The organism is Micromonospora sp. NPDC051227, from assembly GCF_044455385.1.
In the GTDB taxonomy this organism is placed as follows: domain Bacteria; phylum Actinomycetota; class Actinomycetes; order Mycobacteriales; family Micromonosporaceae; genus Micromonospora.
Window position 1 is genome coordinate 220,003 of sequence record NZ_JBITET010000005.1, and the last position, 12,374, is coordinate 232,376.

At 71.0% G+C, this 12,374-nt stretch carries 13 protein-coding genes and 1 pseudogene; 7 read left to right on the plus strand and 7 right to left on the minus strand.

Going from position 1 to position 12,374, the window contains the following annotated elements:
• Positions 1 to 55: 55 nt before the first annotated feature.
• Positions 56 to 1,168 carry a flavin-containing monooxygenase gene (locus ACIA47_RS15885; protein ID WP_396708516.1) on the plus strand — a complete coding sequence of 371 codons (1,113 nt, stop codon included), beginning with the start codon at positions 56 to 58 and terminating at the stop codon, positions 1,166 to 1,168.
• Here the strand turns inward: ACIA47_RS15885 and ACIA47_RS15890 are convergent.
• Positions 1,140 to 1,517 (minus strand): metalloregulator ArsR/SmtB family transcription factor, encoded by a 378-nt coding sequence (locus ACIA47_RS15890; protein ID WP_203118149.1) that lies wholly within the window; start codon positions 1,515 to 1,517, stop codon positions 1,140 to 1,142. The two genes, ACIA47_RS15885 and ACIA47_RS15890, sit on opposite strands and share 29 nt — an antisense overlap.
• A gap of 292 nt (positions 1,518 to 1,809) precedes the next feature.
• On the opposite strand from ACIA47_RS15890, the gene ACIA47_RS15895 reads away from it, so the two are divergent.
• The 5 genes from ACIA47_RS15895 (at position 1,810) to ACIA47_RS15915 (ending at position 7,285) form a co-directional block, all read left to right on the plus strand.
• A complete protein-coding gene (locus tag ACIA47_RS15895) occupies positions 1,810 to 2,136 on the plus strand; it encodes a metalloregulator ArsR/SmtB family transcription factor (protein WP_203118151.1) in 327 nt (108 codons plus the stop codon).
• Positions 2,136 to 2,633, plus strand: coding sequence for a GNAT family N-acetyltransferase (locus ACIA47_RS15900; protein WP_203118153.1), 498 nt, complete (start codon positions 2,136 to 2,138; stop codon positions 2,631 to 2,633). The genes ACIA47_RS15895 and ACIA47_RS15900 overlap by 1 nt, the downstream gene beginning before the upstream one ends.
• Before the next feature lie 77 nt (positions 2,634 to 2,710).
• On the plus strand, positions 2,711 to 4,129 hold the full coding sequence (locus ACIA47_RS15905) for an FAD-dependent oxidoreductase (RefSeq protein WP_396708519.1): 1,419 nt from the start codon (positions 2,711 to 2,713) through the stop codon (positions 4,127 to 4,129).
• Positions 4,129 to 5,397 (plus strand): MFS transporter, encoded by a 1,269-nt coding sequence (locus ACIA47_RS15910; RefSeq protein WP_396708521.1) that lies wholly within the window; start codon positions 4,129 to 4,131, stop codon positions 5,395 to 5,397. Before ACIA47_RS15905 ends, ACIA47_RS15910 begins: the two co-directional genes overlap by 1 nt.
• Before the next feature lie 433 nt (positions 5,398 to 5,830).
• Entirely contained in the window at positions 5,831 to 7,285 is a 1,455-nt protein-coding gene (locus ACIA47_RS15915; protein WP_203118156.1) for a glucose-6-phosphate dehydrogenase, read from the plus strand.
• A 177-nt stretch (positions 7,286 to 7,462) separates the two neighbouring features.
• Here the strand turns inward: ACIA47_RS15915 and ACIA47_RS15920 are convergent, their stop codons facing one another.
• The 4 genes from ACIA47_RS15920 to ACIA47_RS15935 form a co-directional block, all read right to left on the minus strand.
• Positions 7,463 to 7,909 (minus strand): MerR family transcriptional regulator, encoded by a 447-nt coding sequence (locus ACIA47_RS15920; RefSeq protein ID WP_396708523.1) that lies wholly within the window; start codon positions 7,907 to 7,909, stop codon positions 7,463 to 7,465.
• The gene (locus ACIA47_RS15925) at positions 7,909 to 9,408 is read right to left on the minus strand and encodes a SulP family inorganic anion transporter (protein WP_396708525.1); all 1,500 of its coding nucleotides are present in this window, start codon (positions 9,406 to 9,408) and stop codon (positions 7,909 to 7,911) included. The genes ACIA47_RS15920 and ACIA47_RS15925 overlap by 1 nt, the downstream gene beginning before the upstream one ends.
• Before the next feature lie 234 nt (positions 9,409 to 9,642).
• The gene (locus tag ACIA47_RS15930; RefSeq protein ID WP_396708527.1) at positions 9,643 to 9,975 is read right to left on the minus strand and encodes a phosphatase PAP2 family protein; all 333 of its coding nucleotides are present in this window, start codon (positions 9,973 to 9,975) and stop codon (positions 9,643 to 9,645) included.
• Between the two features lie 48 nt (positions 9,976 to 10,023).
• Positions 10,024 to 10,884, minus strand: coding sequence for a hypothetical protein (locus ACIA47_RS15935; RefSeq protein WP_396708529.1), 861 nt, complete (start codon positions 10,882 to 10,884; stop codon positions 10,024 to 10,026).
• A 121-nt stretch (positions 10,885 to 11,005) separates the two neighbouring features.
• Here ACIA47_RS15935 and ACIA47_RS15940 point away from each other — a divergent pair, with 121 nt between their 5' ends.
• Positions 11,006 to 11,194 (plus strand): hypothetical protein, encoded by a 189-nt coding sequence (locus ACIA47_RS15940; RefSeq protein ID WP_203118162.1) that lies wholly within the window; start codon positions 11,006 to 11,008, stop codon positions 11,192 to 11,194.
• 65 nt (positions 11,195 to 11,259) lie between these two features.
• Here ACIA47_RS15940 and ACIA47_RS15945 read toward each other — a convergent pair whose 3' ends face one another.
• Both ACIA47_RS15945 and ACIA47_RS15950 read right to left on the minus strand, forming a co-directional pair.
• The gene (locus ACIA47_RS15945) at positions 11,260 to 12,162 is read right to left on the minus strand and encodes an ADP-ribosylglycohydrolase family protein (RefSeq protein ID WP_396708531.1); all 903 of its coding nucleotides are present in this window, start codon (positions 12,160 to 12,162) and stop codon (positions 11,260 to 11,262) included.
• Positions 12,159 to 12,347: pseudogene (locus ACIA47_RS15950) on the minus strand (hypothetical protein); the annotation flags it as partial. The gene ACIA47_RS15945 and the pseudogene ACIA47_RS15950, both read right to left, overlap by 4 nt.
• Between the last annotated feature and the right edge of the window lie 27 nt (positions 12,348 to 12,374).

The following is a 12,374-nucleotide window of genomic DNA, read 5'->3' on the forward strand; positions in this document are numbered from 1 at the left end:
CCTTCTCGCATCATCATCATATTGTCATTCAACGAAATGACGATATGATTGTGGAGTGACCACCTCTGCAGAACCCGTCGTCATCGTCGGTGGCGGCCAGTCCGGTCTCGCCGCCGCCCGCGCCGCCCTGTCCGCTGGCCTGCGCCCTGTCGTCCTGGAGGCAGGTGCTGAGCCGGTGGGGTCCTGGCCCGACTACTACGACAGCCTCACCCTGTTCTCGCCGGCCCGATACAGCTCGCTGCCCGGCATGGTCTTCGACGGCGCGGACCCTGACCGCTATCCGAGCCGCGACGACGTCGTCGCCTATCTCCGCCGCTATTCCGCGAGCATCGACGCCGAGATCCGGACCGGCACCCGGGTAACCGCGGTGCACCCGCGCCCAGGCGGTGGCTACCTCGTCCACACCGACAGCGGCGACAACATCACCGCAGCGGGCGTTGTCGCCGCCAGCGGCTCCTTCAGTAACCCGTACCTGCCGGTGGTTCCCGGAGGCCGGGACGCCTACGCCGGCGAGGTGCGGCACGTCGCGCACTACCGGCGGCCCGAGCCGTATGCCGGCAAGCGGGTCCTCGTCGTGGGCGCCGGAAACTCCGCCGTCCAGGTCGCCTACGAGCTCGCGCCGCACGCGAGGGTCACCCTGGCCACCCGGGCGCCGATACAGTTCCTGCCGCAGCGCATCCGCGGCCGCGACCTGCATCACTGGCTCCATGTCACCGGCGCGGACCTTCTGCCCCGGGCGGTGCTCACTCGCCTGATCCGCCATGCCGCCGTGCTCGACACCGGCGTCTACCGCGACGCGATCTCCGCCGGCCTGCTCGCCCGCCGGGAGATGTTCACCGCCTTCACCGCCGACGGCGTCATCTGGGCTGACGGTACTGACGAGCCGGTCGACGCGGTGATCTTCGCGACCGGCTACCGCCCGCACCTCGACTACCTCGCCCCGCTCGGGGCCCTGGTTGACGGCATGCCTCGCCATGTGAGGGGTGTCTCCACGACCCACCAAGGACTGGTCTACCTCGGTGTGGAGTTCCAGCGGGCGTTCTCGTCGAACACCCTTCGCGGCGTCGGGCGCGATGCGGCGCATGTCGTTGCCGCCCTCGCTGGCGACCAGTCCGGCCGATCGCGGCGCCGGCTGCAGCCTATGAAGCGGTTGCCGGTTCCACGGTGAGCAGCGCGGCAAGTTGGCGCAGGACGGCCGGCCGGGCCCGGTAGTACACCCAGGTGCCGCGCCGCTCGGCGTCGACGAGGCCCGCCTCGCGCAGGGTCTTGAGGTGATGCGAGATGGTCGGCCCGGTGAGGTTGAAGGCGGGCGTGAGGTCGCAGACGCACGCCTCCCCGCCCTCCGCAGAGGCGATCATCGACATCAGCTGCAGCCGGACCGGATCACCCAGGGCCTTGAAAGCCGGCGCGAGCACCGCGGCGGTCCCCGCCGGCACGCGGTGCTGCGCCAGGGGCTGGCAGCAGAACGCCTCGGCGGTCACGTCGGCGAGGGTGAGAGGCGCGGCTTGCTTCGACATGTCTCTAGGTTGACATCCTTCTAATCAACGTGCAACTCTCTGCTTAGACGGACGTCAAGACAGCGTTCCGAAAGGAAAAGATCATGTTCAGGCTGACGCGCCGACCCAGGGCATTCACGAGCGGTGTCCGATTCTGCGACTCCTGTGCCGAGGTCACCACCGCCGAGCAGCGCGCCCGGCGCCGCTTCGAGGCGGCACATGCTGCCCACGTGACCTTCGGTCGATGACCGCCATTCGCGGCAGTTGGTAAGGTTGATCGTCAATCGGCGATAGGCGATGAAAGGGTGTTGGGGTGAACGAGCTCCTCGATCGGGCGACAGCGCAGACGTACGCGTCGTGGTTCCGGGCTCTGGCCGACCCGACCCGAGTGCAGATCGTGGAGTACCTCGCCCGGCACTCCCAGGCGATGAGCGTCGGGGAGATCGTCACCGCGATCGGCCTGGCGCAGTCCACCGTCTCGCAGCACCTGAAGATCCTCACCGAGGTGCGGTTCGTCCTCGTCGAGCCGGTCGGTACCGCCCGCCACTACCGGATCAACGACGCCTGCGTCGACTGCTTTCCCTCTGCCGCGGACGTGGTCATGGGCCGACCCGCCCCGAGTCCGAATGGAGCCTGCTGATGGCCGACATCACGGTCCGCCCTCTGCGGGACGACGACGCCGAGCGGGTCCTGGCGATTTACCAGGCCGGACTTGACGCCGGCAACGCCAGCTTCGAGACGACCGCGCCCACCTGGGCGGCGTTCGACGCGGCGAAGCTGCCCGAGCACCGTTTCGTGGCGGTCGACGGGACCGACACGGTGGTCGGTTGGATCGCTGTCACGGCCACCTCAGGCCGCGCCGTCTACGCCGGTGTGGTCGAGCACTCTGTCTACGTCGACCCCGCCGCGCAGGGTCGCGGCGTCGCACGGCTGCTGCTGGACACGCTGGTCGCCTCCACCGAGGCCGCCGGCATCTGGACCATCCAGTCCGGAATTTTTCCCGAGAACGCCGCGAGCCTCACCCTGCACGCGCGGTCCGGCTTCCGGGTCATCGGCGTGCGCGAGCGGGTCGCTCGCCACCACGGCCGCTGGCGCGACGTCGTCCTGCTCGAGCGGCGCAGTCCCGTCGTCACCTGACCAACCCCGGCCCCGCACCAGCTGGGTCCCGTCCACCCACTTGATTCGACAGTCATCAACACAGAGGAGTTTGATCGATGAGCACTTTGAACGAGCTGCCCGTCGTGGTCATCGGCGCCGGCCCGGTCGGCTTGGCCGCCGCCGCGCACCTGCACGAGCGGGGCATCGCCTTTACCGTCCTGGAGGCGGGAGACACCCCGGGTGCCGCCGTGCGGCAGTGGGGCCACGTGCGCGTGTTCTCCCCGTGGCGCTACAACATCGACCCGGCCGCCCGCCGCCTCCTCGACGAGGCGGGCTGGGTCGCCCCTGACCTGGAGGCCCTGCCCACCGGAGCGGAGCTCGTCGGCGACTACCTCCAGCCCCTCGCCCAGCTGCCGCAGCTCAAGCCGCACCTGCGCTACGGCGCCCGGGTCGAGGCGATCAGCCGCTTGGGCCTGGACCGGTTGCGCACCGCTGGCCGTGAGTCCACGCCATTCCTGGTCCGCCTCGCCGACGGTGAGGAGCTCCTAGCCCGCGCGGTGATCGACGCCTCCGGCACCTGGGGCACGCCGAACGTCCTGGGCGCGTCCGGCCTGCCCGCCCGCGGCGAGACCACTGTCGCTGCCTTCCTGGAGCACGCGCTGCCCGACGTGCTCGGCGCGGCCCGGGACCGCTTCGCCGGCCGCCACACCCTCGTCGTCGGGGCCGGCCACTCCGCCGCGAACACGCTGCTGTCCCTGGCCGAACTGGCCGAATCCACGCCGGGCACCGAGGTGACCTGGGCGATCCGGACCGCCTCACCGGCGCGTACCTACGGCGGCGAAGAGGCCGACGCCCTCCCGGCTCGCGGTGCCCTGGGCTCACGGCTGCGTGCCCACGTCGACGCCGGACGGATCCGGCTACTCACCGGCTTCTCCGTGCACGCCCTCACTCCGACAGGCGGCCGGGTGAGTGTGGTGGTGCGGCACGCCGACGGCAGCGAGGAGTCCGTCACTGTGGACCGGATCGTCGCCGCCACCGGCTTCCGACCGGACCATTCGATCGCCGCCGAGCTGCGCCTGGACCTCGACCCGGTGATGGGTGCCACCCGCGCCCTCGCGCCGCTGATCGACCCGAACGAGCACTCCTGCGGCACCGTGCCCCCGCACGGCGTGAACGAGCTCACCCACCCGGAGACCGGCTACTACGCCGTCGGCATGAAGTCCTACGGCCGCGCGCCGACGTTCCTCATGGCCACCGGCTACGAGCAGGTCCGCTCCGTCGTCGCCGCCCTCGCCGGGGACTGGGCCGCCGCCCGCGACGTCCAGCTCGACCTGCCCGAAACCGGCGTGTGCAACAGCAACCCCGCCGACTCCGCCACCGGCGACAGCTGCTGCGGGCCGGCGCCCACCGCCGCGCCGGCAGCGCGCGGACTCGCCACCGGCATCTCCGGCGGGCTGCTGTCCGCACCGTTGAACCTGGTCACCCTCGACGCCGCTCCCGCTGGCGCTCAGGCCGGCGGCTGCTGCGGCAGCTGATGCCCACCACCACGACGGTGCCCGCCGACCCCACGGTCGGCGGGCACCACGCCCACGGTTGGCGAATCGTCGCCGCCCTCGCGATCACCTCCACCGTCGGTTACGGCACCCTCTACTACGCCTACCCCGTCCTGCTCCGTCCCATGGCCGCCACCCTCGGCGCCTCCACCACCGCCGTCACCGGCGCGCTCACCGCCTCCGTCCTCGCGGGCGCCCTCATGGCCATCCCGGTCGGCAGGTGGCTCGACCGCCACGGCGGGCGAGCGCTGATGACCGCTGGGTCGATCGTGGCCACCGCCCTGCTGGTGGCGTGGTCCCAGGTACAGACCATCGGCCAGCTCTACGCCGTCATGATCGGCATCGGAATCACCGGCGCGATGGTGCTCTACGAGCCAGCCTTCGCCGTCATCATCGCCTGGTTCACCCCAGACCGGCGTACCACGGCACTGCTGGCCGTCACCATCGTGGCCGGCTTCGCCAGCACCATCTTCATGCCGCTGACCGGCCTCCTGGCCGCACACCTCGGCTGGCGCGGCGCGCTCCTCGTCCTCGCCGTCATCCACGGCCTGGTCACCGTGCCCCTGCACGCACTCACCATCCGCCGACCCCAGCCGACAGCGGCCACGGCCCCTACCGACCCGGCACCGCCGGCCCACGCCCAGCGGCGCGCGATCGTCAAGGCCGCTATGCGCGACGCCCGGTTCTGGGTCCTGGCCGCAACCTTCATCGCGCAGGGCGCGGCCACCAGCACCATGACCGTCCACCTCGTCGGCTACCTGATGAGCCGTGGCCACCCCGCCACCTTCGCCGCCACCGCCACCGGCCTGCTCGGCGTCCTCTCGGTCACCGGCCGACTCGTCCTCACCGCCGCCCGCCGACACCTACGCGTCACCACGATCGTGGCCGCCGTCTTCGCCACCCAGGCCGCCGCCGTCCTCACGATGCCCCTGCTCGCCGACACCCGCACCGGCGCTGTCACCACCGTCGTCGGCTTCGGACTCGGCTTCGGGATCACCAGCCTCGCCACCCCGGCCCTTCTTGCCGACCGCTACGGCACCACCGCCTACGCCACGATCGCCGGACGCCTCGCCGCCCCCGTCACCATCGCCAAAGCAACCGCACCCCTGGCAGCCGCCCTCCTCCTGCACACCGCTGGCGGATACGCGGCGCTGCTCGCCGCCGTCGCCACTTGCTGCGCACTCGCCGTACTCGGCATGCTCGTCAGGGCGAACGTCCCTGCGCGACACCTATCCGAGGCCCAGAGCTGAGCCGGTCGACGGGGCAGCTCCGCCTTCACCGCCTGCCCGGCGGCGAGCGCATGGCGCTCGCACGCCCGGCGGCAGCGGGTGAGCCGACATCGGTGCGTACGGTCACTGACCGTCACGGCGTCGGTGATACTGCCGGCACTGATCTGGCTGATACCCGTGCCGGTATGACCCTCGCGTTGCGGACCTGCCCGCGCGGCCGCCGCCGCGGGTCGAACTCTGCACGGTTGTCGTACTCGCCTTACTCGCGGTCGCGGCTGGCTGTGGCGTCCTCGCGTTGCGGGAGCGATTCACCCTTGTCGCCCGCGCGATCGGCTGGTGGCGGTGCTGTCGGTGTTTCCTGGTCGAGCTGTGGAGCCAGGCTCCGATGAACGAGGAGCAGGTAGGTCCGGGCAACGGGCGCGTAGCAGCCCGACCGGCAGGGCATGGTGAGTGCATGACGACATCGACCTCGAGCGCCGCCATTTCCGTGGCCGACGGTCCCGCACCCTCCGACCCCGTACCCCAGACGCTGCTGTTGCTCGGCGCCAGCGGTGACCTGGCGGAGCGTCTGCTCCTGCCCGGGCTGGGTCGGTTGGTCGCTACCGGCGCCCAGCCGGACCTTGTGCTGATCGGCAGCGGCAGGGACGACTGGAACGACGAGCGGTGGCGTCGCCGCGTGGCCGAATCCTTCGCGACGGTGGGTGCGGACGGGCCTCGGGAGACCGAGATGGTCCGCGCAACCCGCTACCTGCCTGCGGACGTGACCCGGGAGGAGGACCTACGGCGGCTGCTGGCCGCCTGCCACGGCCAGCTGGTGATCTTCTTCGCCCTGCCGCCGGTGATCACGGCCCGGTCCGCCGCAGCTCTGGCCCGCATCGGCCTGCCACCCGGCACCCGGCTGATGCTGGAGAAACCATTCGGTACGGACGGGGCGTCGGCCAGGTCGCTCAACCACGTCCTGGCCGGGCTGGTGCCGGAGGACCAGGTGCACCGCATCGACCACTTTCTGGGCAAGTCCACGGTGGTGAACATCCTCGGTCTGCGCTTCGCCAACCGGATCTTCGAACCGGTGCTCAACGCCGCGCACGTGGCCTGCGTGGACATCGTCTTCGACGAGGCCCTGGGCCTGGAGGGCCGGGCCGGCTACTACGACGGCGCGGGCGCGCTCGTCGACATGGTGCAGAGCCACCTGCTGCAGGTCCTCGCGTTGATGGCGATGGACGCGCCGCCCACCCTCGACGCCCGCGACCTGCGGGGCCGCAAGGCGCAGGTGCTGCGCGCCACGAGGGTGTGGGACGGCGATCCGGTGCGGTGGAGCCGGCGGGCCCGATACACGGCGGGCGAGGTGAACGGGAGGCGACTGCCCGCGTACGCCGACGAGCCCGGCATCGACCCGACCGGGGGGACCGAAACCCTGGCGGAGGTGGTGCTGGCCGTGGACACCTGGCGGTGGGCGGGTGTGCCGTTTCGACTGCGCTCCGGTAAGGCGCTGGCCGGCCGGCGCAAGGAGGCCGTCGTCACCTTCCGGCAACCGCCCCGAGTGCCCACTGGTCTCACCGGGTACGAGCAGCCCGATCGGCTGCGGATCGGCTTCGGCCCGGACCGGTTGGGTCTCGACGTCAACATCAACGGGCCGGGCGATCCCTTGGAGCTCGATCAGGCGCATCTGGTGGCCGAGTTCGGCCCGGGCGGCCTGCCGCCGTACGGGGAGGTGCTTCGTGGCGCCTTCGACGGCGACCCGACCTTGTCGGTGCGGGGCGACACCGCTGAGGAGTGCTGGCGCATTGTCGAGCCGGTGCTCGACGCCTGGCGGGCGGGTGCGGTGCCGTTGCAGGAGTACCCGGCCGGCAGCCGTGGCCCGGTTGACTCCCTACTGGCCCCCGCGCCCGGCGAGGAAATTCTCCACTGAGATGTCACTGCTGCGGCGGCCCCGGGGGCAGGTGGGGGGTCGAGGCCCCCGGGGCGGGCGCAGTGGCGGCGAGTCGACGTTCACGGTCTCGATCCCGTGGCGACACCGTCGTGGTGTCCGGTTGAGGTTTGCCCCGTCAAGGTGCACCGGTCCCGCGGCGGCGTGGACCTGGTTCGCTCAGTGGGCGGGCGTGTGTTGGTCGAGTTGGTGGCGCAGGGTGTTGGCGAAGCCCTCGGCGGCGGCCAGTTGCTCGTGCAGTGCGTCGACCCGGGCGGTCGCGAGGGTGTGGAACATGCCGAGGCGGTCGAGCAGTGCCGGCCGGTCGTCCTCGCCGGCGGTGGGCAGGGCGTCCAGGACGCCGAGCAGGTCGCGCATCTCGTCGAGGGTGAATCCGAGCGGCTTCATCCGCTTGACCACGGCGAGTCGGTCGAGGTCCGGCTCGGTGTAGAGGCGGAAGCCGCCCTCGCTGCGTGCCGACGGGACGATCAGTTTGGCGTCCTCGTAGTGGCGGATGGTGCGAATGCTCAGTCCGACCCGGTCGGCGGCTTCGCCGATCTGCATCAGCCGGCCGGCGGCCGGGCCGCAGCTGTGCTGCGCCCCGGTGCCCTGCGTCGTTCCCGGCATCAGTGGCCGCCGCTCAGGTTGCCGGCGAGGGTCCCGTGGATGGCGGCGCTGCGCTTGTTCAGCTCGACGATCTCGACGGTCTTGCCGCGTGCGGCGTACTTGGTGGTGATCGCGTCCAGCGCCGCGACCGACGAGGCGTCCCACACGTGAGCGTGCGTCATGTCGATGACCACGTTCTGCGGGTCGTTGGCGTAGTCGAACTGGAAGACCAGGTCGTTGCTGGAGGCGAAGAACAGCTCACCGTGTACGGAGTAGATCCGGGTGCCGCCGTCGGGGTCCAGCACGCTGGTGACCTCCACCAGGTGGGCGACCCGCCGGGCGAAGATGACCATGGCGGTGAGCACGCCGGCGATCACGCCGATGGCCAGGTTGTGGGTGGCGAGCACTGCGCCGACGGTGGTGACCATGACCAGGGTCTCGCCGAGCGGCATCCGCTTGAGCGTGGCCGGGGCGACGGAGTGCCAGTCGAACGTGCCGACGGCGACGATGATCATCACGGCGACCAGGGCGGCCATCGGGATCACCGCGACGATGTCGCCGAGCGCGACGACGAGGATGAGCAGGAACACGCCGGACAGGAACGTCGACAGGCGGGTCCGAGCCCCGGATGCCTTCACGTTGATCATCGTCTGGCCGATCATGGCGCAGCCGCCCATGCCGCCGAAGAAGCCGGTGACGATGTTGGCCACGCCCTGCCCCCAGGACTCGCGGGTCTTGTTGGAGCGGGTGTCGGTGATGTCGTCGACCAGTTTGGCGGTCATCAGCGACTCCATCAGCCCGACCAACGCCACGCCGAGGGCGTAGGGGGCGATCAGGGTCAGGGTGTCGAGGGTGTAGGGCACGTCGGGCAGACCGAACACGGGCAGGCTGTCCGGGAGGGCGCCCTGGTCACCGACGGTCGGCACCAGCACGTGGGCGGCGACGGTGATCACGGTCAGCACGATGATGGCGACCAGCGGCGCGGGTACGGCCTTGGTGAGCCGGGGCAGCCCGACCATGATCGCCAACGCGACCCCGACGAGCGGGTAGACCAGCCACGGCACGCCGAGCAGGTAGGGAACCTGGGCAGCGAAGATCAGGATAGCCAGGGCGTTGACGAAGCCCACCATGACGCTGCGCGGGATGAACCGCATCAGCTTCGCCACCCCGAGCACCGCGAGAACCACCTGGATGATGCCGCCGACGATCACCGCCGCGATCAGGTAGCCGAGGCCGTGCTCCTTCGCCAGCGGTGCGACGATCAGCGCGATCGCTCCGGTCGCGGCACTGATCATCGCCGGCCGGCCGCCGCAGATCGAGATGACCACGGCCATGGTGAAGGACGCGAACAGCCCGACGCGGGGGTCGACCCCGGCCAGGATCGAGAAGCTGATCGCCTCGGGGATCAGCGCCAGGGCGACCACCAGGCCGGCGAGCACCTCGGTGCGGAACACCTTCGGCGACAGCCAGGACGGACGGGACAGACGCGGCCGGGTGACCGCGGACAGCACAGAAGACATGTAGCCGTTTCCGTTCGGGGTGTACGCGCCGAGCGCACACGCGCTGCCGTGCCCGCCAGGGGACGGCGCTTGACGTTCATATCAGACCGGTCGGACGTTTCCGGACCGTTTCCGGGCATCGTCGCCCGGGAGAAGACCTCGAGGGGCCAGCAGCCGCAGCTCGACGACCTGCACCGAACCTACCTTCCGGTGAGGGTAGAGTTCGGCTCTTCGTGATGATCATCACCGGAGGTGTCACCGGAAATGCCGGGCCTGAGCGCCCGTTGGGTGTGTCGCAGGCGTGGTGCCCGGATCGCGCCGGGGTCTCGAGTCCGATTTGCGACACGACAGCCGTTCGGGCGGCCACCAGGGAGGAATCGGACGAACGATAGCTGGTTTCAGCGCAGTCGTTGGCGTACATGCACGGCCAGGCGGGACATGGGTGAGGCCGCTCCTGCTGCTACGGCTGCAGTGATCGCGCGCGACGCCGAGCGCCGTCCCGCCCAGTACGTCGTGTGGGTAGTGCACCCCCACGACGACCCTGGACAGGGCCGCAAGCGCTGCCAGCGGTACCGCCACGACAGTCATCCCCGGGGATGACGCAGGTTCAACACGGGCGGTCAGCCCAGGGCTGGGTCACCCCGTGCGCAGCGACTGCCGCCGGGACGCGAGCGCGGCCAACTCGTCGGCGGCGTCGCTGACTATCGAGGTGCGGGTGGTGTCGCGCAGCCAACCGTGGGGGAGCGCGGTGGTTCCGCTGTAGGCGCCGGCCAAGGCTGCGGCGATGCGCGCGCTGGCCGGGTCGGCGACGGCGGCGGCGAAGGCCGCCGCTGCGGCGGGCCGTGCCGGGTGGCGCAGGAATGCGGCCGTGGCGACGCTGATGCGGCAACGGTCGCTGGTGTCGGGCGAGAGGTGGACGGTGGCCTCCGCGGCGCTGTGCTGGCCAAGGGCGGCAACCCGCGCCAGGCGGTCGGCGAGGACGCCGTCGCCGCCCAGCTGCGCGAGGCGGTAGCAGAAGTCGAGACGGTCGATGTTCTGAGTGTTCTGGGCGCGGTACGCCAGCGCCACCGCGTAGGCCACGGCCACGCTGGCCTGCTGCGCGGGTGGGTCCCCTCGCAGCACCGCGCTGACCAGACGGGCGCGCCGGCCGAGGTCGTTCAGCGGTACCGGTAGCAGCCCGGCTGGGACGGCGCACAGCAGGTGGACGCCGTCATCGACCGGATGCCGTGTCGCCTGGCCGTCGGTGCGGCCCCATGTGACGGTCATCGCGGCCATCAGGTCCTCGATGTAGCCCGGCGGTTCTGGGCAGGCGTCGGCGTGGGCTACGAGGTGTCGTGCGTGCGCCACGACCCGTGCGGCGGGCTGGTCGAGCGGCCCGGTGGGCCACGTGGTGGGCAGGCGCGCGGCGGGTGTTTGCCCGGGGCGGTGAAGGGCCGCGACCAGGCAGCCACGGCTGCGATCGCGTAGCCGCGCCAAGGGTTGGTCGATGAATGCCATCACTCGAAACTCTACCCTAACGTAAGGGTGCAGCGAGGGAGGGTCGCTCTTTCGGTAACGCTAACGTCAGAGTAGATTTGGCGTGTCGGGCGGACAACGGTCCGCAGGCCAGGGAGGTGTCATGACGCAGTTCTTCGTGTGGCTGACCGACGGCACCCTGCTGACGGTCGCCGCCGACCGGTGCCGTCACGATCGACGGATCATGACCTTCGAGCGCCGCACCGGCACCGCCTGCACCACCCACTGGCGCGAAGTGTCCGCACTGCGGTGGGAGGACGTGCAGCGGGTCGAGCGCATCGAACACGTCTAGCCGTTGCACGCGGCCGGGCGGCACTGGGCCCGACACCGGCATGTCGTGCACCTCGGCGGCTGGGGTCATCGTTGCGGTGCGGCGTGGGTCACCAGTTCGGCGAGCTCGCCGGCAACGCTCCACACGCGCAGCGAGGAACGCAGGCGCGCGCCCCATTCGGCCGGCACCAGGTCGTCTCCGCCGTGCGCCCCGAGCAGCGCTGCCGTCATGACGGTCGCGTCCGACGCGGGTGCGAGCATCGCTCGACGCAGCGCCGGGTGAGGCTCTCGGTAGCAGGTCAGGTACAGGCGCAGAGCTACCGCGAAGGCCATGACAGCTGGCTCGCCGGCCATCTCGGCAACGTTATCCTCTGAATTGAGGGGCCGACCGACCAGCGCCCGTACCGTCTGTAGCGCTCTGCGCAGCGGCACGGTGTCGGTGTGCGCGGCGATCGTCGCGATGAGGTGGTCGACGTGCGGCGGCCGGCCGGGTTCCTGCAGAGCCGCCACGGCCACGGCAACGGCCTGCGCGGCGGCGATGTCCTGAGCGGTATGGTCGGCGCCGCATCGGGCAGCGGTGCGGCGGGCGGCCTCGGCCACCTCGGACAGCGGAAGACGCGGCAAGAGGCCCAGTGGACTGATCCACGCCGCCGCGGCGCCCGGCGTCGTGAAGCCGGTGACGTCAAGGTCGTCCAGGTGCAGCGCATCGATCCGGTGCGATGGGCGCCGGCCGGTCAGGAGGGGGCGCGTCACCGGGTAGGTCGAACGGCGGATGAGATGCACCGCGAGGCTGAGCGTGTGCCCGGTGACCGGACCGTACTCAAGCTCCCGAGTGGGTGACGGCATGAACCGGTCGGTGTCCTCCACCGAGACGGAGGCGGTCATCCCGCGCTGCAAACCTTCGGCGCACGCGATCATGAGTAGGCAGCCGCCGACGCGGTGTCGCCACCTCTGCCAGGCAGCGGTCGGATTGCTGGACAGGTCGGTCATCGGTTGTCGCTCTCCAAGAAGTGTCGTGGTGCCGGCTCCGGGCGACCCTTGCCCCGGTGCCCCCAGCCCGCCTGGGCCCACAGTGCCGGGTCGCGGCGGGTGCGCCCGTCGACGACCTTGCGGCCGCCGACCAGCTCGCCGAGGGTGACCGGGCCGGCGTTGCGGAAATTGGCCAACTCAATGAGGAAGCCCGCGCGATGCTGCCTGGCTGG